This is a genomic window from Lunatibacter salilacus (genome assembly GCF_009797935.1).
In the GTDB taxonomy this organism is placed as follows: Bacteria; Bacteroidota; Bacteroidia; order Cytophagales; family Cyclobacteriaceae; genus Lunatibacter; species Lunatibacter salilacus.
Window position 1 is genome coordinate 1 of record NZ_VOLC01000027.1, and the last position, 20,117, is coordinate 20,117.

At 43.0% G+C, this 20,117-nt stretch carries 19 protein-coding genes; 11 read left to right on the forward strand and 8 right to left on the reverse strand.

Features of this window, described 5'->3' with window-relative positions:
* From FQ608_RS24980 to FQ608_RS24990, 3 genes are all read left to right on the forward strand, one after another.
* Positions 1–448: transposase (locus FQ608_RS24980; protein WP_158861228.1), on the forward strand; the 448-nt coding region annotated here is incomplete at its 5' end.
* Between the two features lie 397 nt (positions 449–845).
* Positions 846–1,115 (forward strand): transposase, encoded by a 270-nt coding sequence (locus FQ608_RS24985; RefSeq protein WP_158861229.1) that lies wholly within the window; start codon positions 846–848, stop codon positions 1,113–1,115.
* Positions 1,112–1,309: a hypothetical protein gene (locus tag FQ608_RS24990; RefSeq protein ID WP_158861230.1), complete on the forward strand. Its 198-nt coding sequence runs from the start codon at positions 1,112–1,114 to the stop codon at positions 1,307–1,309. Before FQ608_RS24985 ends, FQ608_RS24990 begins: the two co-directional genes overlap by 4 nt.
* Positions 1,310–1,561: 252 nt before the next feature.
* On the opposite strand, the gene FQ608_RS24995 is transcribed toward FQ608_RS24990, so the two are convergent.
* Positions 1,562–2,242 (reverse strand): hypothetical protein, encoded by a 681-nt coding sequence (locus tag FQ608_RS24995; RefSeq protein ID WP_158861231.1) that lies wholly within the window; start codon positions 2,240–2,242, stop codon positions 1,562–1,564.
* Between the two features lie 61 nt (positions 2,243–2,303).
* Positions 2,304–3,152, reverse strand: a complete 849-nt coding sequence (locus FQ608_RS25000; protein ID WP_158861232.1) for a hypothetical protein — start codon at positions 3,150–3,152, stop codon at positions 2,304–2,306.
* Between the two features lie 1,009 nt (positions 3,153–4,161).
* On the opposite strand from FQ608_RS25000, the gene FQ608_RS25005 reads away from it, so the two are divergent.
* Together FQ608_RS25005 and FQ608_RS28230 are read left to right on the forward strand one after the other, a co-directional pair.
* Positions 4,162–4,386 carry an FAD-linked oxidase C-terminal domain-containing protein gene (locus FQ608_RS25005; protein ID WP_234364387.1) on the forward strand — a complete coding sequence of 75 codons (225 nt, stop codon included), beginning with the start codon at positions 4,162–4,164 and terminating at the stop codon, positions 4,384–4,386.
* Between the two features lie 103 nt (positions 4,387–4,489).
* Positions 4,490–5,641 (forward strand): YncE family protein, encoded by a 1,152-nt coding sequence (locus FQ608_RS28230; protein WP_199856470.1) that lies wholly within the window; start codon positions 4,490–4,492, stop codon positions 5,639–5,641.
* Positions 5,642–5,716: 75 nt separating this feature from the next.
* On the opposite strand, the gene surE is transcribed toward FQ608_RS28230, so the two are convergent.
* From surE to dnaG, 4 genes are all read right to left on the reverse strand, one after another.
* Positions 5,717–6,505: a 5'/3'-nucleotidase SurE gene (surE, locus tag FQ608_RS25015; RefSeq protein ID WP_158861233.1), complete on the reverse strand. Its 789-nt coding sequence runs from the start codon at positions 6,503–6,505 to the stop codon at positions 5,717–5,719.
* On the reverse strand, positions 6,506–7,156 hold the full coding sequence (locus tag FQ608_RS25020) for a hypothetical protein (RefSeq protein WP_158861234.1): 651 nt from the start codon (positions 7,154–7,156) through the stop codon (positions 6,506–6,508).
* Positions 7,157–7,309: 153 nt separating this feature from the next.
* Positions 7,310–8,548 carry a bifunctional 3,4-dihydroxy-2-butanone-4-phosphate synthase/GTP cyclohydrolase II gene (locus FQ608_RS25025; RefSeq protein WP_158861235.1) on the reverse strand — a complete coding sequence of 413 codons (1,239 nt, stop codon included), beginning with the start codon at positions 8,546–8,548 and terminating at the stop codon, positions 7,310–7,312.
* 82 nt (positions 8,549–8,630) lie between these two features.
* Positions 8,631–10,565: a DNA primase gene (dnaG, locus tag FQ608_RS25030; protein ID WP_158861236.1), complete on the reverse strand. Its 1,935-nt coding sequence runs from the start codon at positions 10,563–10,565 to the stop codon at positions 8,631–8,633.
* A 244-nt stretch (positions 10,566–10,809) separates the two neighbouring features.
* Here dnaG and FQ608_RS25035 point away from each other — a divergent pair, with 244 nt between their 5' ends.
* The 6 genes from FQ608_RS25035 (at position 10,810) to FQ608_RS25060 (ending at position 18,292) form a co-directional block, all read left to right on the forward strand.
* The gene (locus FQ608_RS25035; protein ID WP_158861237.1) at positions 10,810–11,904 is read left to right on the forward strand and encodes an Mrp/NBP35 family ATP-binding protein; all 1,095 of its coding nucleotides are present in this window, start codon (positions 10,810–10,812) and stop codon (positions 11,902–11,904) included.
* Positions 11,905–11,913: 9 nt separating this feature from the next.
* Positions 11,914–12,162 carry a NifU family protein gene (locus FQ608_RS25040; RefSeq protein ID WP_158861238.1) on the forward strand — a complete coding sequence of 83 codons (249 nt, stop codon included), beginning with the start codon at positions 11,914–11,916 and terminating at the stop codon, positions 12,160–12,162.
* A complete protein-coding gene (locus tag FQ608_RS25045) occupies positions 12,146–15,238 on the forward strand; it encodes a M43 family zinc metalloprotease (protein WP_158861239.1) in 3,093 nt (1,030 codons plus the stop codon). The genes FQ608_RS25040 and FQ608_RS25045 overlap by 17 nt, the downstream gene beginning before the upstream one ends.
* A 124-nt stretch (positions 15,239–15,362) precedes the next feature.
* A complete protein-coding gene (locus tag FQ608_RS25050; protein WP_158861240.1) occupies positions 15,363–16,130 on the forward strand; it encodes a PASTA domain-containing protein in 768 nt (255 codons plus the stop codon).
* Complete coding sequence (locus FQ608_RS25055) at positions 16,130–17,977, forward strand: T9SS type A sorting domain-containing protein (RefSeq protein WP_158861241.1); 1,848 nt, start codon at positions 16,130–16,132, stop codon at positions 17,975–17,977. The genes FQ608_RS25050 and FQ608_RS25055 overlap by 1 nt, the downstream gene beginning before the upstream one ends.
* Positions 17,978–17,980: 3 nt before the next feature.
* Complete coding sequence (locus FQ608_RS25060; protein ID WP_158861242.1) at positions 17,981–18,292, forward strand: rhodanese-like domain-containing protein; 312 nt, start codon at positions 17,981–17,983, stop codon at positions 18,290–18,292.
* A 13-nt stretch (positions 18,293–18,305) separates the two neighbouring features.
* On the opposite strand, the gene FQ608_RS25065 is transcribed toward FQ608_RS25060, so the two are convergent.
* On the reverse strand, positions 18,306–19,415 hold the full coding sequence (locus FQ608_RS25065) for a site-2 protease family protein (RefSeq protein WP_158861243.1): 1,110 nt from the start codon (positions 19,413–19,415) through the stop codon (positions 18,306–18,308).
* Positions 19,408–20,037 carry an HAD family hydrolase gene (locus FQ608_RS25070; RefSeq protein WP_158861244.1) on the reverse strand — a complete coding sequence of 210 codons (630 nt, stop codon included), beginning with the start codon at positions 20,035–20,037 and terminating at the stop codon, positions 19,408–19,410. The genes FQ608_RS25065 and FQ608_RS25070 overlap by 8 nt, the downstream gene beginning before the upstream one ends.
* Positions 20,038–20,117 lie beyond the last annotated feature (80 nt).

Here is a 20,117-nt window from a genome sequence, read left to right on the forward strand (position 1 = left end):
CAGCAGCCTGACGGACATGGAAACGGTAAGCAGGGAGGAGATGGTGAAACTTTACTCCATGAGGTGGGGGGTGGAAGAAGGAATCAAGAACCTCAAGCCAAAGATGAAACTTGGACACTTCGGTTCCAGAAAGCCGGGGGGAATATATCAGGAATTCCACGCCCATATCTTTGTCATGAATCTGGTGGCTCTTACAGGGTTGGCCGCCGTTGAACAGATTGAAAAAAAGACAGAGCACAGAAAAAGGGATTATAAGTATAATTGGCAAAATGCCTTCCGGTTTGTACGGGACGCCATTGTAAAAATGTTCAGCAAAGATAAACTCGGTAACCTGCTCGAAGAGCTCGTAACCCTAGTAAGCAGCTCAATTACCGCCATTCGACCCGGCAGAAAATTTTCCAGGGTCGGATTGGGCAGGAAGAATCCGACGAACCCCAATTACAAATAAAAAAAAGCAAAAGCCGGGGAACCGGAAAAAATTCTACATATCGCCGCAAAAACAGACTTCTAAAAAAGTAGAGGATGAATGATCCATGCCCAATCTCAAGGATCAATCGGCTACCTTACAAAATATCGGTCAGACGAGGAGACAAAACCAACAAAAATCGACTAACTTAATACCATTGAGTATCCACTACACCCTACTATTTCTAATCTATTTGGAGTACGTAATCCGTTTCCTGCCATTTGCAATGGCATACGAAAGAATTTATTAGTAAACACATAACAGACATTTTGAATACTTTCTTATTGAGATTTGAAGACGGCTCCAAAAAAACCATTCCTTCCATTTATAGACATCTATATTCATTTGTAATTTCCGTGCGGATAAACTATTTTCAGCTATGGGAGAGGCTTACCAAATACGAGATCAGGAAATGCCCTATTTTTTAACCTTCCAAGTGGTGGGATGGGCAGATGTGTTTTCAAGAAAGCTGTATAGGGACTGTATCTTGGAAGATCTAACTTATTGTAGAAAGGAGAAGGGACTTTTTCTCTTTGGTTATGTTATCATGACCAATCACCTTCACTTGGTTGTTCAACAAAAAGATGGAAAATTGTCAGGTTGGGTACGTGATTTTAAGAAGTTTACAGCAAGAAATTGCTCAAAATGATACTGGAAAATCCGCAGGAAAGCAGAAAGGAATGGTTAAAGATGATTTTTGCTTATCATGCTAAATTAAACAAAAGAGCCGGTGACATGCAATTTTGGACACATGAAATCGAGCATGAGAAAATCGTCCCACGCTGGGATGATTATTTTCGCGAGATTCAATCTGGCCTTAAAAATCAATTATTATCAGATTAAAACCATGCGATTGAACTTTATCGAACCGAAATGATTGAAAGTAGAATGAAATATATTCATGAGAATCCGGTAAAGGCAGGAATAGTGGAAAAACCTGAAGACTATATGTGTTCGAGCGCAAGGAATTATGCTGGGTTAGAAGGTTTGATAGAGGTCGATTATTGGTAATTCCGTCCATTTCCAATTGCAAATTGGAATTAATAGAAGGGTGTAGTTGCAAACAACACCCAGCCTGGGGATATTGTCAAATAATCACTTGAATATTCTGTACTCATATCCGATGGTATAAGCCAAATATTGACCATGGTATTTGTGGAGACTTGCGTCAAATGTTTCCCCTTCGTAGACAACTTCATGAAAATTTCTTGTTACCAATGGGCTACTAGGATTAATCCCCCACATAATGTCCACAGAAATTCTTCCTCTTGAATTCAATTTATAAAATACGCCAACTTCCGGTCTTAAAAAGACACTGAATCTTCTGCTGACACTTTCATTGCCATAAATATAAATATCCGTAATAGGAAGTTTATCGCCAACCCGGATGACTCCTCCGAATTCGTCCCCGGCATATTCATAATTGTCAAAACTGGTATAGTTCACTGGTACGGATAATGAAGCCTGGAACCCAAATCTACTGTCTGATAGAGGGAAATCTTTCCTTATTGTAGGAACGATTGACCAAAATGCCAGGGTCGGACCGTTTCCTTTGGCTATTTTTCTTTCCGGTTGAAAAACATTAAGTTCTGCAGTTGACCGGCTGAATCCAGCCTCCATCCCGATATATAGATGTTCCAAAATCTCCTGTCTGGCGTACAGATTATAATTCCACAAACGTGTACTTCTCGATTGTAGAACGGCAAGTGAACCTGAATTCTCCCAATCGGTAATAAATCCGCCTACCCTTGCCCCAACATATATATCCTGGCTCAAGGTTATTGATGCCGAGGTTAAAAAAAGAACGAACGCAGAAATAATGTTTTTCATCATTCTTTTAATAGCCTTTGGATATTCTTCTCAAATTAAAACTCCAAGCAATTGAGCCGTCTGAAGCAGAACCATGGTTTCCTCCAATTTCTACGTAATACTGTGTGTTTAAGAAAAATTTACTTAAACTTCTGTTGGCTTCATAGTAAGTAGGTTTAAGATGATTTGTTAGCGCATTCGCATAACTGTTCCCTGATTTAAATCCTATATTGTTTTTTCTGCTTACATACTCGTAATTATAGTAAATATACATGGTAGTAGGCTCGCTGTTCCAGGTGAGGGGTGAACCACTGGGCCTCCGCATATGCTTTGCTTCAGAAAACAACCTAAAATAGACTCCTACACTTTGATAAACATGTTTGGCCTCCAGTCTATATGTGAAATTGCTTCCATTGGAAGTAGTCCCCTCAACATTCTGTTTGGAATCATTGTTGTTGTCACATTTATCCCAACCACATCCTGAAGAAATAGTAGGTGCATATGGATCGTAATTTAAAATTCTGCCATTTACTGAAGATTTTTCAACTGTAGATTCTGCATTTGCCAAAACAAGATCCAAAACATCCTCCTCAAAACTAAAAATCTTAACGGCGGAATCCTCGAAATTATTATTTAAAATATCTTCTTTTAAACCAAGGTTGTCGGTAACTACGACAACGCCTCTGTTAAAATCCAGGTGGTAGAGATTTTCACCAATCATCAACATCCCGTTTTCATCCAAAATATCCAGGAGGACAGTCCCTTCCAAATCTTCCAAAAAACGTTTTGTTTCATCCGTAACTCTTTTGTTTGGATCAGATGATGAAATAACGTAATCCAGATTTTTGCCGAGGCCCCGACTGGGTGTAGTATCCACTACACCCTACTATTTCTTACCTACTTGTAGGACGTAATCCGTTTCCTGCCATTTGCAATGGCTTACGAAAGAATTTATTAGTAAACACATATCGGCCATTTTGAACACTCTGTGGAAAAGTGAAAAGTGAATAGTGAAAAGTTGTTGATGCCTAAAAAGTATTGACCGTTTAACTGGTACATTTGACCCCTTCCTCAGTAACTGAGAACAAACAGGCACAGCTGGAAGGGCAAATACGGGAATATCATCCGTTGGGTTAAAAATCAGTTAAGGTGTAGTTGCAAACTCATACACCCGGGCGGGGCAGGAATTGTGGAAAAACCTGAAGACTATATGTGTTCGAGCGCAAAAAATCGAGCATGACGAGATATTTACACAATGAGATGATTATAGTAGCGAGATTCCACCCCGATAAACCGGGGCAAGTTATGACCATTAAAAGACAATTATAATCATATGACATTACGCTGGGTTAGAAGGTTTGATAGCCGTCGATTATTGGTAATTCCGTCCATTTCCAATTGCAAATAGGAACTAATAGAAGGGTAGGACGAGCCGTTAATAAACAGTCCTGAGGACTGTTTTAGGCTTGGGCCGGGTTGTAGGGATGGCAAGCACCCAGCCGGGGAATAGTCGGTTCCGAGACGAAACGCTGTATCAACCGCGGAGGGGTTTTGGTGGAAAGGGCTGGGCTGTAATTAAGGGCTTTGGCGGCCAAAACGCAAACTAAACGCTATTTCTCAATCCCCCGGGTTGAAACCCGGGGCTATTAAGTCGGCCATCCCTACGGGATTTTGGATTTGTTTGAACGATCACTTTGTGATTCCTCTTCGGTATCACAAAGATAAAAATTTTCTCAAAACCCTTGTTTCAAAAGATAGTACCTACACCCAGCCGGGGTTGAAAGTGAAAAGTGGTGGGTGACGAGTTATTAGGTTGACTCGTCTCCAGTCTCAAACAGGTGAGGGGTTGATAGGATTATGGGTAGATAGACTTGTCCCATCTAAGCGTGAGTAAGACCGATGGAAAAGCTGTGTTAAAAGAACCTGTAAATCTAATTATCTATTCGCCTTTAAGTCGATACGGGGGATCTATTTCTGCCGAGCATGGCATAGGAGTACATAAAAAAAAGTATTTGACCTATTCGAGATCTTCGGAAGAGATAACCTTGATGAAATTACTTAAGTGTACATTAGACCCTACCAACTTATTGAATCCCGGTAAGATATTTTGACCTATTTTTTTGAATTGCAGCGTATTTTTCAATATTCAAGTTATATTTCTGTTATTGTAGTTTAATTTTATCGAAGTCAAAAAACCAATAAACCCAATATACCATGCATCCTGTTTCCAGATACCTTGCGAAAATTACCAGTTTTCTTGTTCTAGTTGTATTGATGAGTTTTTCAAATCTGACAGAAAATGATCTGCTCAATGATCCCAAACCCGAAAATATAGTAAAATCTTCCAGGTATCTCTATGTTGCTGTACCCGGTATCCGAAATTATTTGGGGTATGGGGGACATGGGCTGTTGGTATTTGATATGGACAACAACCATGACTTTGTAAAGCGGATTCCTACACAGGGATTTATGGCCAGTGGCAAGCCATCCAATGTAAAAGGTATTGCCGTAAGTGTATCCTTAAACAGTATTTTTATAAGCACCTTGGAAGGTTTGCAACGCATGGATTTAGCTACCGAAAAGGTGGTATGGGAGCGGGCCTATGAGGGTGGTGCGGACCGGATGTCCATTACGCCAGACGGTAAAACGATGTATATGCCGTCGTTGGAAAAAGATTTTTGGAATGTAATCGACTGCGAGACGGGAGATGTAATCAAGAAAATAGATGTAGTGGAACGGGCCCACAACACCATAATCGGACTTTCCGGAATGCATGCCTATATGGCGGACATTTCCTCACCCCTATTGCATGTTGCCGAAACTGAATCACACACAGTGGTCAAAACAATCGGTCCCTTTTCACATGGAATCCGCCCATTTACAGTAAACAGCTCCGAGACGCTGGTCTATGTCAATGTCAACGAGTTGTTGGGATTTGAAGTAGGGGACTTAAATTCTGGAGAAGTTTTAGCCAAGGTAGTTGTAGAGGGGTGGGACAAGGGGCCCGTTCGACGGCATGGCAATCCTGCCCATGGAATAGGCCTTACTCCGGATGAAAAGGAAATCTGGCTTTGTGATGGCCACAATATGCGCCTGCATGTTTTCCAGGCAGATCCTCCTTATCAGCAACTTACTACAATTCCCCTTCAGGATATGCCGGGATGGATTACGTTTAGTTTGGACGGTAAATATGCTTATCCATCAAGTGGGGAAGTTATTGATGTTGAAACACGGGAGATTATTACGCTACTTAAAGATGAACACCATAATTATGTTGCCAGTGAGAAAATGATTGAAGTCCATGTGGAAGACGGCAAAATTATCCGGGCTGGGGATCAGTTTGGGTTGGGGAGGAAGAAGTATTAAATTACGAATCTGGAATTACGAATTACGGCTGATACTCCCGTAATTTTTCATTCGTAATTCGTAATTTTTTCAAACCTACAAATTCTTTATACTCTCCCAATCCCAATCGTCATTCAACTGGGCGATGGCGTGGTGAGCGGTCATATCAAACTCACACGGAACCACCGAAACATAGTTGTTCGCTATTGCCCACTCATCGTTGTCCTCTCCTTTGTCAAAATTGACGAAATTACCAGCAAGCCAAAAATACTTTCTTCCATTGGGGTCATACCGGACATCGAAATCCTCCTGCCATTTGGCTCTGGCCTGTCGACAGATTTTGATTCCCTTTATTGCTTCGTTTCTTTTGGGTGGAAAATTCACATTCAAGGCCACTCCCTTTGGCATTCCTTTTTCCAATACCTGTCTGGAGATTTCTTTTACATAACTTTCTACATGAGAAAATTCAGCTTTGGAGCTATAATCGCACAAACTAAAACCTATGGAGGGGAAACCTTCTATCGCACCTTCAATAGCTGCGGACATGGTTCCAGAATATAGCACACTGATCGAGGTATTACTGCCATGGTTTATACCGCTAACTATCAAATCAGGTTTGCGGTCCTTTAATACATAATGCTTGGCCAATTTGACACAATCAGCCGGCGTGCCGCTGGATTTGAACGAGACCACATCTTTAAAAATCTCCTCCTCGTAAAGCCGAAGGGTGTTTCCAATGGTGATGGCATGACCCATTCCTGATTGGGGGCTATCCGGTGCTACTACAATGACCTCACCTAGGTCTTTCATGATATCTACTAGTACTCTGATCCCCCGGGAAGTGATCCCGTCATCATTGGAAACCAATATAAGTGGTTTTGACATTTAAGATTCTTGTTGTTTTAACTGATTGTAATAAGAAGTAATCCGGAGCAAATCACCTCTTTTATCGTGGGATAACCTATTTTTCCGCATAAACAATCTTACCTCCGAGGATTTATCATCCATGATTTCAAACAATTCACGCTTCTTTTGCCCGTACTTGAATATTTCCTGATTTTCCAAAAAATAAAAGTCAAAAGCCAATCGGCTAAACCCCATCATAGGCGGTCCCCACATCGGTCCCATATACATGCCCCGCATCATACCCATGTTATTCATCCCTCTATTGTCTACGGTTATGAATTCCCGACAGAGCAATGTGACACCTTCGCCTTCGACGAGCAACTCAAAAAACATAGGCACTTTATAATCGGAAGTAGCTGCATACGGGAGACTATAAAAGACCCTGATTCCACCATAATATTCGTCAAAGATTTCAAAATAATTGATGGATACGGCGTTTAGCGTAGTGAGGGATTCGTCCTGCAACTTGACAACGTTGTTTTCCAAATCATACATTACCTTGCCCGTAAGTACTTCGCCGGTTGAAAGAAATACTTTTCCATTATGCCATATTTGGGAAGGGAATTCCTGAGCTTTAACCGAAGAAATGATTACGATACTTAATATTAGGAATATAATCGACTTTTTCATTTCGTTTAAATTTTGGATTCTGTCCAATTATACGGAATTGAATTTCAAATGTTGGGGTTACAGGGTTTCATCTTGGGTTGATAGGTTGATGGGTCGATAGGTCGATAGGGATTCCATGTCAATTGTTAGAAATATGAGGTCCCATCAGAATTTTTACAATTTGATTTTATTTGAATTTTTGCTTAGGATGAGGTGGCCCATTTTATCCCGTTTGGTTTGTAAATAAACCTCGTTGTGGGGATTGGAATCTATTTCCAAAGGCACCGTATCGACAATCTCCAGCCCATACCCCAACAATCCCGCACGCTTTGTGGGGTTATTGGTAATTAACCTGATTTTGGATATTTCCAGATCACGAAGGATTTGGGCTCCTACACCATAATCTCTTTTGTCCATCGGAAATCCCAAGGCTAAATTGGCCTGAACCGTATCCATTCCTTCTTCCTGCAATTTATAGGCCTTTAACTTGTTGACCAACCCAATTCCCCGGCCTTCTTGATTCATATAAAGCACGACTCCTTTTCCCTCCTGTTCTACAAGTTCCATAGCTTTATGAAGCTGGGCACCACAATCGCAACGGCAGGAACCAAAAATATCCCCCGTGACGCAGGAAGAGTGAACACGTACCATGATAGGCTCATCTTTGTCCCATTTGCCCTTGATTAGGGCCATATGGATTTCTTTGGTATTGGTCTGCTCAAAAGCGATAAGTTCGAAATTCCCCCACTGAGTGGGCATGTCCACACCAATTTCCCGTTTTATAAGGGATTCTTTTTGAAGTCTATAGGCAATCAAATCCCGGATAGATATGATTTTTAAATCGAACTTTTTGGCGACTTTGATCAGATCTGGGAGACGTGCCATGGTGCCGTCTTCATTCATGATCTCCACCAAAACACCTGCTGGCTTTAAACCAACCAATCTGGACAGATCAATAGCTGCTTCTGTGTGCCCGGTTCTCCGTAATACCCCTCCCCGTTTGGCTTTTAGGGGAAATATATGTCCCGGTTTCCCAAGTTCTGACGGATGAATATCCGGATCAATTAACGCCTGTATGGTTTTTGCACGGTCACTTGCCGAAATCCCCGTAGTACAACCGTGTCCGATCAGGTCTACCGATACAGTAAATGGCGTCTCAAATGCCGCAGTATTGGTATTGACCATCATTTCCAGACCAAGCTCATCACATCGGTCCTCAATCAGAGGTGCACAAATGAGACCGCGACCGTGGGTAGCCATAAAATTGATGATTTCAGGAGTCACCTTTTCTGCCGCACAGATAAAATCGCCTTCGTTTTCCCTGTCCTCATCGTCTACCACGATGATCACCTTTCCGTCTTTTATGTCAATTAAGGCTTCCTCTATGCTGTTTAGCTTAATATTTTCTTTCATTTTAACCAATTATCTTTCACTACTATCTTCCTTAACACAAATTAAGTCGAATTAAATCTTATTACGGGAAACTTGTTTAAAATTAGTTTGATATGACTGTGCCCAACTGTTTGTCAATCTCTACCTGATATTTTTTTAATTCCATATAAACACCTTGAAGATCAGTAATATCCTTTTCTGACGCTTCACGCATTTTTCCCATAAGCTCCTGGATCATCTTTTTGACTACCCCCTTTTTTAGCCGTAGAATGCCAAAATAGACAGTTTTGGCCAAATCATCGGCCTCCATGATGGTGAAGATCTGATGCCGCTTCTCCCACAGTGCCGAAAGCTCGTATTTTTGGGTAATCATATGGATGACTTCCTGTTTGATTTCCGGATCTGACGTTTTGATGAAATAGTCCGCATCGGGAAGGATACCTTCGAGGAGGGCGCTTTTGTAGGCGGTGAAAATCCGTATAAATACCGGCGTTTCAAATTTTAATTCGTTCGTTTCCTCAATCAAGTAATCACAGACCCGCAGCTCTTCACTTACTTTCTCAAAGCCGTAGTTGATCAACAAGCGCATGGTCTCTCGTTCCTGCCGGAGTAGTTGTTGGCCGATTGTTTTTGAAGGAGTGGTTTCTGCGGTGGGTAATAGGTCCTCTGGGAAGCTGGTGCCAGAAGGAGGTTCCTTTTCTTGGGGTCTGGGACGGTTGGCGTCTTTAAGAAATATTTTATTTAATTCAGCTAGAATTAATTCTTCCTCAATTTCGAGCAGCCTGGATGATTCCTTTATGTAGAGCGTGCGCAAAATGGGGTCAGGAATCTTTGAAATACTCTGCACTACCTGGCGCACAGCAGCGGCTTTACTAATCGGGTCAAATTGACCTTCCTGCTTGACAATGCCGATCTTAAAGCTGATAAAATCCTGGGCTTTTTCCTTTAAATATAACTGAAACGCATCCGCACCTACTTTCTGGGCATAACTATCCGGATCTTCCCCGTCTGGAAATACCACCGCCTTTACGTTTAGGCCACCTTCCAGAAGCATATCTATGCCGCGAAGGGAGGCCTTGATGCCCGCCGCATCCCCGTCATACAACACAGTCACCTGGTCGGAAAAACGTTTGATCAGCTTAATCTGATTTTCGGTCAGGGATGTACCCGAGGAGGCCACTACATTCTCAATTCCCGCCAAATGCATGGATATTACATCCGTATATCCTTCCACGAGATAGCAGTTCTCCTGCTGCCGGATAGCCTGCTTGGCTTGATAGATCCCATATAGGACATCGCTTTTGTGGTAGACTGCCGTTTCCGGAGAATTGATGTATTTGGGTTGGTTTTTATCTTTTTTGAGGGTTCTGGCACCAAAGGCAATCGGTTTGCCTCCCAAGTTGTGTATGGTAAACATTACCCTTCCGCGAAACCTGTCGTAAAATTTCCCGGATTGCTGCTCACGTTCCAAGATTAGCCCGGCCTTTTGCAAGGCTTCCTCGGAGAACCCTCCGGTTTTAGCCTTTTCAAGAAGGGTGTCCCAGGCATCCATGGAATAACCCAGATCAAATTTTTCTATAACTGCCGGTGTAAAGCCCCGCTCCTTAAAATAACTTAACCCAATTGATTTTCCTTCCGGAGATTGCAGATTTCTGACAAATTCGTCTCTGGCAAAACTAAGTGCTATATACAGGCTCTCCTTTTCATTATAAGCCTGTACGGCTTCGGGGCTTGCCTGATGCTCATCTTCTATTATATCGATGCCATATTTCTGGGCCAGATGACGGATAGCTTCTGTGAATCCAACCCCCTCAATATCCATAATAAATTGAATGGGGTCACCTGCTTTTCCGCAGCCAAAGCATTTGTAAATTTGTTTGGCGGGAGAAACCGAAAAGGAGGGGGATTTTTCCTGGTGAAAGGGACAGCAGGCCCAAAGGTTTTGTCCCTTGCGCTTAAGTTGCACATAATCGTTGACAACTTCTTCTATATCTACCCTTTCCCGAACGCTGTCGGTTGTGACATTACTGATTCCCATTTGTGATGATGCCTAATCTGCCAACAAAGATACGCCATATCTTTAGATTAGACTGTTAGATTATAAAACTCGTTTTCAAACCAATTTTATTAATGGTTGTTTCTGTAATGATGGTAATTTCTTTAAAGTTGACAGCTTTCAAGCAATTCAGAATTCATGACTGAACCCAGGTCATGAATTCGAGATTAATTTTAATAAGAAGGTAATTCAGACTAAATTGCAAAAAATTTCGTAAGTAATAGATATGCGTCTTTCAGAAGATAATGTATTGAAGGCTTTGTCTACCGTGAATGACCCGGACCTTAAGCGGGATCTGGTTTCATTGGGTATGATACAGGACTTGAAAATCAGTGAGAATAAAATTTCTTTCAAGGTAGTGTTGACCACGCCGGCTTGCCCCTTAAAAGAGGTCATAAAAAATGATTGTATTCAGGCACTTGTGAAGGCATTTGGAGAGACACCTGTGCTGGATATCAGTATGACATCCAACGTAACCACGACCCGAAATAATTCTCCTTTACTTCCCGGTGTCAAAAATATCGTAGCCATCGCCTCCGGAAAAGGGGGAGTGGGAAAATCAACCTGTGCGGCCAATTTGGCCGTAGCTCTAGCCCAACTGGGGGCTAAAGTGGGGTTAATAGATGCGGACATTTCAGGGCCGTCTGTTCCCACCATGTTTAACGTGGAAGGGGAGCAGCCCTCCGTAAGACAGGATAACGGGAAAAACATCATTTTGCCAATAGAGCAATATGGAGTCAAACTGATGTCCATTGGATTTTTAACTCCAGCGGACAGCGCGGTGGTATGGAGGGGACCCATGGCAAGTTCTGCGCTGAAGCAGTTTATCGGGGATGTAGATTGGGGGGATTTGGATTACCTGTTGTTGGATTTGCCTCCGGGTACCTCCGATATTCATTTGACCATGGTGCAAACCATTCCGGTGACCGGTGCGGTAATCGTAACTACTCCCCAGAAAGTAGCGTTGTCAGACGCAACGAAGGGGCTGACTATGTTCAGGCAACCGCAAATAAATGTGCCTGTTTTGGGTGTTATAGAAAATATGGCTTATTTTACACCTGAGGAACTCCCCGACAATAAGTACTACATTTTCGGAAAAGATGGTGGGAAGAGATTGGCGGAAAAGTTTCAAGTTCCATTCTTGGGTGAAATCCCCATCGTCCAAAGCATTCGGGAAAGTGGGGACAGTGGTTATCCTGCTGTTCTCAAAGAAGGTGTATCCGGTGAAGCCTTCAACCTGCTAGCTGAAAATGTGGCCCGACAGGTCGCCATCAGAAATGCTGAGAAGAAAAAAACAGAGGTTGTTCAGGTAAATTCCTAATCAAAAAATATGCTTAATCAATATATAGATCAAATCGAAAGCGCTTTGGACACCATCAGGCCGTATTTGGAGGCAGATGGAGGAAATGTGAAAGTTATCGACCTCACCGAGGACATGGTTTTAAAATTGGAGCTTTTGGGTGCCTGTAGTTCCTGCCCGATGTCCACGATGACTCTCAAAGCGGGTGTGGAGGAAGCCATCAAAAAAGCTATCCCAGAAATATTAAAAGTAGAAGCGGTAAATGTTGAAATCGCTTAACGCATCCTGCGGTATCCTAGAAAGTGTTAGAAAAGCAGTTGTCCTGACAGCTGCTATTTTCTTGTTGTTTCCTTTTTTTCCGATAGGTCATTCACAAACCTACTTTGGGATAAACAATTCACATCAACATGATGAGAAATGTGCCAGTGTATTTTTGGAAAAACAGCAGGAGAAGGAGTTGGGCATATTCGGTACAAGAGAATATTTCGAATCCTGGATCCAAGACAAGCAAAGTGAGCTTTCAAGGTTGGAAAAGTCATCTCGAAAAACCGATGAAACTGTACGTCAGATTCCGGTGGTGGTACACGTAATTCACACCGGGACGGCTTTAGGCATGGAGGCCAATATTCCCGATGAGCAGGTTTTTTCCCAGATTGAAACCCTAAATCAGGACTTTAGGCGATTAAACCTGGATGCAGTCAATACCCCGGAAGAATTTTTAGATGTTGCTGCTGACGCAAAGATAGAGTTTGTCTTGGCCCGCAGGGATCCTGACGGAATGCCAACCAACGGCATTAACAGGGTTGAAGGACCCAGAGATAGTTATCCGCTTGGATTCAATGCCTTTATTTCCCAACTGGCCTCCTGGCCTCCGGAGGATTACCTGAATATCTGGGTGATTCCCATGCAGGCTCCAAATATCGGTTATGCGACCTTTCCCATTTCCAACGAATTGGAAGGGTTGGATTTTCCCGCTTCTACCCGGCAAACTGATGGAGTTACCATTGATTACCGTTATTTTGGTAGTGGTGGAAATGCGCTTCCCAGTGTTTCCGGCAGGACAGCTACCCATGAAGTTGGCCATTTTTTCGGACTTCGCCATATTTGGGGAGATAGTAATAATTGCGATGTAGACGATTTTGTCACAGACACACCCGCTCAACAGTCATTTACCACAAATTGTACGGCCACTCCCCGAATTTCATGTGGATCCAGGGACATGGTCGAAAATTACATGGATTATTCTCCCGACAACTGCATGAATATCTTTACCCAAGGGCAGGTAGACCGGATGAATGTGGTACTTCAATTTAGTCCTCGGAGAAACTCCCTGTTGTTTAGCAATGCATTGAATCAACCGGAATTATTGGAGAATGATATTTCTGTGGAGCGTATTCTTGAACCTGAAAATTATGTTTGTGCTCCGGAAGTAACCCCACGGATATTCGTTGCCAATAAGGGAAGCAACCAAATTCAAGAATTGGAAGTAGCCATTCGGTTGAATGGTAATGAGGTCGAACTGAGGCGTTTTCAGCTTGCCCTGAACTACGGGGAGACAACCACCTTAAGTTTTAATCCCATTTCAATTCCAACCGGGAACTCAAATATTTTTGAAGTCGAGGTGCTATCTGTTAATGGAACGGAGGATTCCGACCCCTTAAACAACTACAAAAATTCATTTCCCCGACATATCGAACATATTTCACTACCTTTTGTCTATTCACCGGCTGACTTTAATAATTGGGATATACAGAATCCAGACAATTCAGTTACTTGGGAGCAGATTTCCCTTCCTATTGATGGGACGACGGAATCACTGATTTACCTAAATGCTTTCAATTACAATGTGCAGGGAGAAGTGGATTATTTTATTAGCCCCAGCTTTGACCTTTCCGAGGTGGACGAGGCTCAACTCACCTTTAAGTTGGCTTATTCCCCTTTTGACAATGAGCTATATCAGGAAAGACTCACTGTGGCTGTTTCTGTCGATTGCGGCAACACCTTTGAGGTAGTGGATTATTTATATAGTAAACGGTATGAATCCTTGGCAACACAACCGCTGACGTTCTCGGGGTTTACTCCGAGCTCCAATGATCAATTCAGACGTGAACTGGTTAACCTCAGTGCCTATTCGGGGCTTTCAGATGTAAGGATTGCCTTTATTTCTTCCAACGGTTTTGGAAACAATCTCTATCTAAAAGATATTGCCATCAACGAATCGGAAATCTACCGCTATGATTTCAGGATTGAAAGGCTGTTAAGTCCATTGCCTGTCACTGCGGGAAACCAGGAAAATGAAATCATCGCTGTACAAAACACGGGCAATCTTCCCATTCGCCGCTTTCCGGTTGATATTATGCTTAACAGTAGGGAAGAGGATAAGGAAACGTTCGTGATCGAAGATTTTAATTTGGCCCCCGGCGAGATAATCCCCATTTCGTTGCCAAACACGATCAGAAACGGTCAGAACAGGATGGACTATCGAATATATGAACCGAATTTTGACCAGAATGGTGGTAATGAAAGTTTGCTTACGAGGTATTTTGTTCAAAGCGACGCTGAAATACAAAGTCCATGGAGGCAGAATTTTAATGGATTGGAGGCAATTGGCTCTTGGATAAGGATTAATCCGGAAAGGAATTTTACTTCCTGGAGACAATTTCCGCTTGCGGAAGGAGATCAAAACGTACTGGGAGTGGCGTCCCCAGAATCCAGTTTGTCCTATTGGCTGGCTTCTCCTCTATTTGATCTAAGTGAAACCTCCGAAGCGAGCCTTGTATTTGATTGGACAGCAGGAGGTTTTGAAGCGGGGTCTCCAATTGCCTTGGAAGTACTCGTAAGCAGGGATGGCGGAGTTACCGGTGATGTGGTATGGAGCAAGTCGGGCGGAGAATTGAATCCACTTGGATCTGGCACCATGCCTTCCATCAATAACCCGGATGATTTTAGGAGTGAGTTCATAGACCTAAGTGCCTACGCAGGCATTGAAGATGAGCAACTGAGGTTGTTCTTAAGGTTAAGCGACGAGGGAGCTGCGGGGGCCAGCGTTTATTTAAATAATTTGGAGTTATTTTATTCCAATGAACCTTTCCGTGTGGACCCCGGCCTAAACAACGCCCTGATTTATCCGAATCCAGCAGAGGATAGATTTCAAATCGTCTTCAACTTGGACGAATTTGAGGATGTGCAGATTGAAATATTGACGATGTCCGGCAAGTTGGCCTATGATAAAACATTTGAAAACACGCTTAATCAGACGTATAGCTTTGGAACGGAGTTTTTGCCCAAGGGAGTCTATATTGTGAAAATTACCAGTGGCGCTGTTTCCGCAACCAAGAGGCTAATTATCAAGTAAATTATACAAGTTTACGGATAGTTTACGTTTCTTTTTACCATGTGTAGCGATTCTTCAAACCTTTCCAACGGTAGGGATTGAATTTTCATTAATTTTACGATTCTAACACTGATTAAATTGATGTATGACAGATCTTAAAGTCGGATTAAAAAAAGTAGGTATCAACCTCTTAATTATGCTAGGGATAATTATGGTTTTGCTCTTTACCTTCTTTGCAATTTACCTGCCCAGTTACACCAACCACGGTGAATCGGTCACTGTGCCTGAATTGGAGGGAATGCATTACAATGAGCTTGAATCGTTTCTAAAAGCCAGGGACCTCAGGTATGAGGTCACACTTGACAGTGGATTTGTGGCGGAATCGAATCCCCTTGCCGTGCTCAAGCAGAATCCCAAACCCGGCACAAAAGTGAAGCAAAACCGGAAAATATACGTTACCCTAAATGCGGAAAACGCCCCCATGATCAAAATGCCGGGATTGGTAAACACCCAGTTGAAAAATGCGCAGGAGGTTTTAGCCAATTACGGTCTGATTCGCGGTGATATCGTGTATGTGCCGGATATCGGAATCAATGTCGTATTGGAACAAAAGTATAGGGGAAGGGATATTAGCGAAGGTTTTGAGATTCCGAAAGGCTCACAGATTGATCTGGTAGTTGGTGATGGGTATGGTAATCAAAGTTTACCCATGCCCAACGTGATTGGGATGGATGATGCGGAGGCAGAGTTTCTTATTTTGGGATCCGGGCTCAGATTGGGAAATGTCAATTATGTCCAAACAGACACCGTCCCAAAGGGCACCGTCATAAGACAACTTCCTCCTGAGGGAGTCAACGCCAAAACGGGGGAACGCGTGGACATTTGGGTTTCTGAATTGGAAGAAATACTGTAATGGGAATAGTTGACAGGAAATTATGTTTGATTGCCCTCGGAAGTTCGGTGCTGATGCTTTGCAGTACACCGCTTTGGGCGCAATTCAAACAGCTTCCTGTTGTCCATTCCGAAAACCCAACTTCAGATCAACCCCAAGCAAGATTATTGGAGGAGCCTCTTGCGTTGCCATTCTGGGATGATTTTTCCAGTGGAAATATCTCTTCAGAGCTGTGGGTAAGCAGGGGGGTCCAGCCTTCTATGACCTTGGGAATTGATCCGCCAACAATCGGGGTATGTTTTTTGGACGGAGTAGATTCCCGCGGCAATCCCTACGAAAGGGATCGCCTTATCAACGGTGAAGGGGATCAGTTGATTTCAAAGCCCATTGACCTTTCCACCACCACGTCCGCAGAAGAAAATTCCGTGTTCCTTAGTTTTTTCTGGCAGCCGGGCGGCAAGGGTGAGATGCCCGATGTTACAGACCAACTGGAACTTCATATATTGAATAATGATGGACAATGGGTGAAAATTTGGGAGGTATTAGGGGGCGATGAATCACTTAGACAGCAATTTACCCAGGAACTAATCCGAATTACGCCTGAATATTTCCACGAAAAATTTCAATTCAAATTTCAATACGTGGGTAGGCTTTCTGGTCCCTTTGATACTTGGATCTTGGATTATGTGTACCTGAACAAGGGGAGAAATGCCTCGGATTATTTCTATGAAGATAGGGCGCTGACCAAAGTGCCTAACAGCCCCTTTGGGACATATACCGCAATTCCGCTTTACATGCTTCAGGGACAAGGAAATGACTTTCTAAGTGAAATAGTGGGGCAATTCAATAACTTGAGTAATCGCTTTAGAGCGATGGAGTTTACCTTGGAGCTACGCAATCGGGAGACAGGCAGGCTTATAAAAAGCATCAATGCAAACACTCCGATCAACCCGGTGCCCCAGGCTCAGGAGAGACGTGATTTCGCCACCCGGCTTTCAGAACCCATTGTCTGGACAGAAGAAGAACCCTTCGATTTGGAAACACGGCTGTACCTTTCGACAGGTGATGAATTTAAGGTCCGTCAAGGCGTCGGCAGGGACACGGTCTTTGAGCCATCGATCGATTTTAGGGTAAATGATACCGTAAAATTCATGCTGCCAGTACGGGACTTTTTGGCCTATGACAATGGCTCCGCAGACTATTCCGCAGGTATCAACCAAAGGTCGGGAATGCTGGCCTTAAAATATGAGGTGGAAGGAGATGCCTTTATTTCGGGAGTCAGTATTAATTTTACCAATTATCTCCAGCGTGGAAATGCGGTGGAACTGATGGTGTGGGATTCCTTGGGTATGCAGCCCATATATAAGGAAGAAGTCCTGATCCCTGAATTAGAAGATTTAAATGATTTTGCCTATTTCCCGATTGATACTACTATCCGCGTCTCGGGTAATTTCTATGTGGGGTTTACCCAGTTTACCAATGATTTTGTTTATGTAGGGCTGGACAAAACTACCGACACAGGAGAGGAAGTGTATTTTAATGTGTATGGCACTTGGGAGCAAAACACTACGGTAGTTGGAAGCCTGATGATCCGTCCACATCTATCTTTGACGCCCCCGTTTATACCGGAAGAAACAACAGAGGAGGAAGTAAGAGTTTATCCAAACCCTGTCCTAAACCGCCTGACGGTAGAAGGGAACGTGGATGAGATTCGGGTGTTTGATTTTCAGGGAAGGCAAATTAATGTGCCTATTGATTCTGAGGAAAACGGTAAAGTGCTTACTTTTGTGAACCAACATAAAGGGATCTATCTGATTCGGTATAGGCACCAAAATAAAATGAAATCCATACGTATTTTAGTAAAATAACACATGAAAGACATTACAGTGAACGAATTAAAAGAGCGGTTAGATAAAGGAGAAAAATTCGTATTTATCGATGTGCGGGAAGAGTATGAATATGAGGATGATAATCTGGAGGCACAGAACATTCCATTGGGAGAACTTCCTGACAAACTGGATGAATTGGAAGCCCACAAGGACGAAGAAATTATCATTCACTGCCGGTCAGGAGCCAGAAGTGGCAATGCCAAAAACTTTCTGGCCAGTAAAGGCTTCTCGAATGTTAGAAACGTGTTGGGGGGAATTTTGGCCTACCGGGCGTTGGAAGAAGAGGAAAATTAGTATCTTCCTCTTCTTATTTAATAATAAAGGGTTGAGGCGTAAAGCATATAATAAATAAGAACACCGCCAACCAACCAAGAATTTTTTGATTTTTGGTTAATGGCGTTGGATCCATAACTTCAGGGTGGTTAATACCCAAAACCCTGCCTATGAGAAAGGCAAAAAACAGCCAACCACTGTATCCTTCCACACTTGGGAAAGCACTCACGATACTGTATTGAACAGCAACGATCAACAAGGCTACCGTCCACTTATTGGTGTTGGATAGTCCCGATTTGCGGAAGCAGATATAGACAAAACCCACATAGATTGGGAGGGCAATTATCAGGTAATTGAACTCCTCCTGAGGGTTTATAATGCCAAGCCCGGCAAAAAACAAAAAGGTGGTATAGGCACCAAAGGAAATCCTTTTGTGATTTTTTGGAAAAAGGCCGAAGATGATATGTCCACCATCCAATTGTCCTATGGGAAGTAGGTTGATGGCCGTGAAAAACAAAGCCAAATACCCCGCAAACAGATAGGGGAAGTGAATGACCTCGGACATATTGGGCATTTTTTCCGGATCGGCCAAGGTATTTTCCATGGCCCAAAACAGCAGATTATAGCCTAGTCTCAGGTCCATGGCGTCTTCGTTTTCACCGTGCACATAGTTAGGGTCCGCATATTCGGGGTGGATTTCGTAAATGAAATCCGCTTCCGGTAAATTGGTAAACCCGTAGATAAGAATAAAGAGTGCCAAAACAAACCCTGCCAGCGGGCCAGCTACGCCAATATCGAAAAACTTCCTGCGGCTGCTGACAAAGCTTTTCATATGGATAATAGCCCCAAAGGTTCCTATGGACGGTGCACCGATAAAGCCCAGCCATGCCGGAATAAAATAGGGTAGGGAGGATTTGACCCGATGGTGAATGGAGGTAAACAAATGCCCCAATTCATGTACAAGCAAAATCCCGATAAAGGGAATGGAGAAATGCAGGCTTCGCAGGAAGAATTCCCAGTCCAGCGGACGTTCGCTGGACAGTATACTCCTCCCAAATAGCCATTCCCCACCCGCAAGGGTAGTAGCGATTAAGGTCAGCACAAATAGAAGCCCATGCTTCAGGTACTCTTTGGTACTATACATCTTCAAAAAAACGGATTAGGGCATTGGGATGGTCGATATGCACGGTTTTTATACCAACCTTTTCTGCTCCCTTAAGGTTTTCCGGAAGGTCATCAAAAAACAGGCACTCCTGGGCTTCTCCTCCGATCTGCCGCACCACTTCCCTGTATATCTCTTCCGAGGGCTTACGTAGACCCATTTCGTGGCTTAAAAAGACTTTATCGAAGAGCATTGACCACTCGGTATCGGTAAGTTTTTCACTAAACACTTTGTCCACCACTTTGAAATGTATGGAATTGGTATTGCTTAGTAGATAGAGTGGATATTGTTCTTTTAGTCTAAGCAACAGTTGGATCCGGTCCATGGGAATATCCACCAAAAGGGCGTTCCATATTTCGTCTATCCAGGCGTCATCCCAGTCTTGGCTGAAATATTCCCGCACCCCGTTTCGGAAGCTTTCCTCGGATATTTTTCCAGTTTCCAGATTAAAATGTGTATCCGAGATCAGAAATTTTTTTCCGAGTCCGTGATCCTTTTCCGGAAGGCGGCTGTTTAACTTATTGAAGGTAAGGGAATAATCAATGTCATAGATGACATTGCCCAAATCGAATATTAAAAACTTGATTCCATTTAGCTTTTTCATGCACGGCAAAGTTGCGAAATTAAAACCAAATATGTAACATTGCAGTCCCAAAAGCAAGGTAAGCCACTAGGAAAGGGCAA

What these genes read in the sequence shown, in the direction of transcription:
- dnaG (WP_158861236.1), bottom strand. Translation starts at nt 10,565, where the DNA reads ATGGGAATCAGTAATGTCACAACCGACAGCGTTCGGGAAAGGGTAGAT.
- FQ608_RS25060 (WP_158861242.1), top strand. Translation starts at nt 17,981, where the DNA reads ATGAAAGACATTACAGTGAACGAATTAAAAGAGCGGTTAGATAAAGGA.
- FQ608_RS25040 (WP_158861238.1), top strand. Translation starts at nt 11,914, where the DNA reads ATGCTTAATCAATATATAGATCAAATCGAAAGCGCTTTGGACACCATC.
- FQ608_RS25070 (WP_158861244.1), bottom strand. Translation starts at nt 20,037, where the DNA reads ATGAAAAAGCTAAATGGAATCAAGTTTTTAATATTCGATTTGGGCAAT.
- surE (WP_158861233.1), bottom strand. Translation starts at nt 6,505, where the DNA reads ATGTCAAAACCACTTATATTGGTTTCCAATGATGACGGGATCACTTCC.
- FQ608_RS25020 (WP_158861234.1), bottom strand. Translation starts at nt 7,156, where the DNA reads ATGAAAAAGTCGATTATATTCCTAATATTAAGTATCGTAATCATTTCT.
- FQ608_RS24985 (WP_158861229.1), top strand. Translation starts at nt 846, where the DNA reads ATGGGAGAGGCTTACCAAATACGAGATCAGGAAATGCCCTATTTTTTA.
- FQ608_RS25035 (WP_158861237.1), top strand. Translation starts at nt 10,810, where the DNA reads ATGCGTCTTTCAGAAGATAATGTATTGAAGGCTTTGTCTACCGTGAAT.
- FQ608_RS24990 (WP_158861230.1), top strand. Translation starts at nt 1,112, where the DNA reads ATGATACTGGAAAATCCGCAGGAAAGCAGAAAGGAATGGTTAAAGATG.
- FQ608_RS25045 (WP_158861239.1), top strand. Translation starts at nt 12,146, where the DNA reads ATGTTGAAATCGCTTAACGCATCCTGCGGTATCCTAGAAAGTGTTAGA.
- FQ608_RS25065 (WP_158861243.1), bottom strand. Translation starts at nt 19,415, where the DNA reads ATGTATAGTACCAAAGAGTACCTGAAGCATGGGCTTCTATTTGTGCTG.
- FQ608_RS28230 (WP_199856470.1), top strand. Translation starts at nt 4,490, where the DNA reads ATGCATCCTGTTTCCAGATACCTTGCGAAAATTACCAGTTTTCTTGTT.
- FQ608_RS25025 (WP_158861235.1), bottom strand. Translation starts at nt 8,548, where the DNA reads ATGAAAGAAAATATTAAGCTAAACAGCATAGAGGAAGCCTTAATTGAC.
- FQ608_RS25055 (WP_158861241.1), top strand. Translation starts at nt 16,130, where the DNA reads ATGGGAATAGTTGACAGGAAATTATGTTTGATTGCCCTCGGAAGTTCG.
- FQ608_RS25050 (WP_158861240.1), top strand. Translation starts at nt 15,363, where the DNA reads ATGACAGATCTTAAAGTCGGATTAAAAAAAGTAGGTATCAACCTCTTA.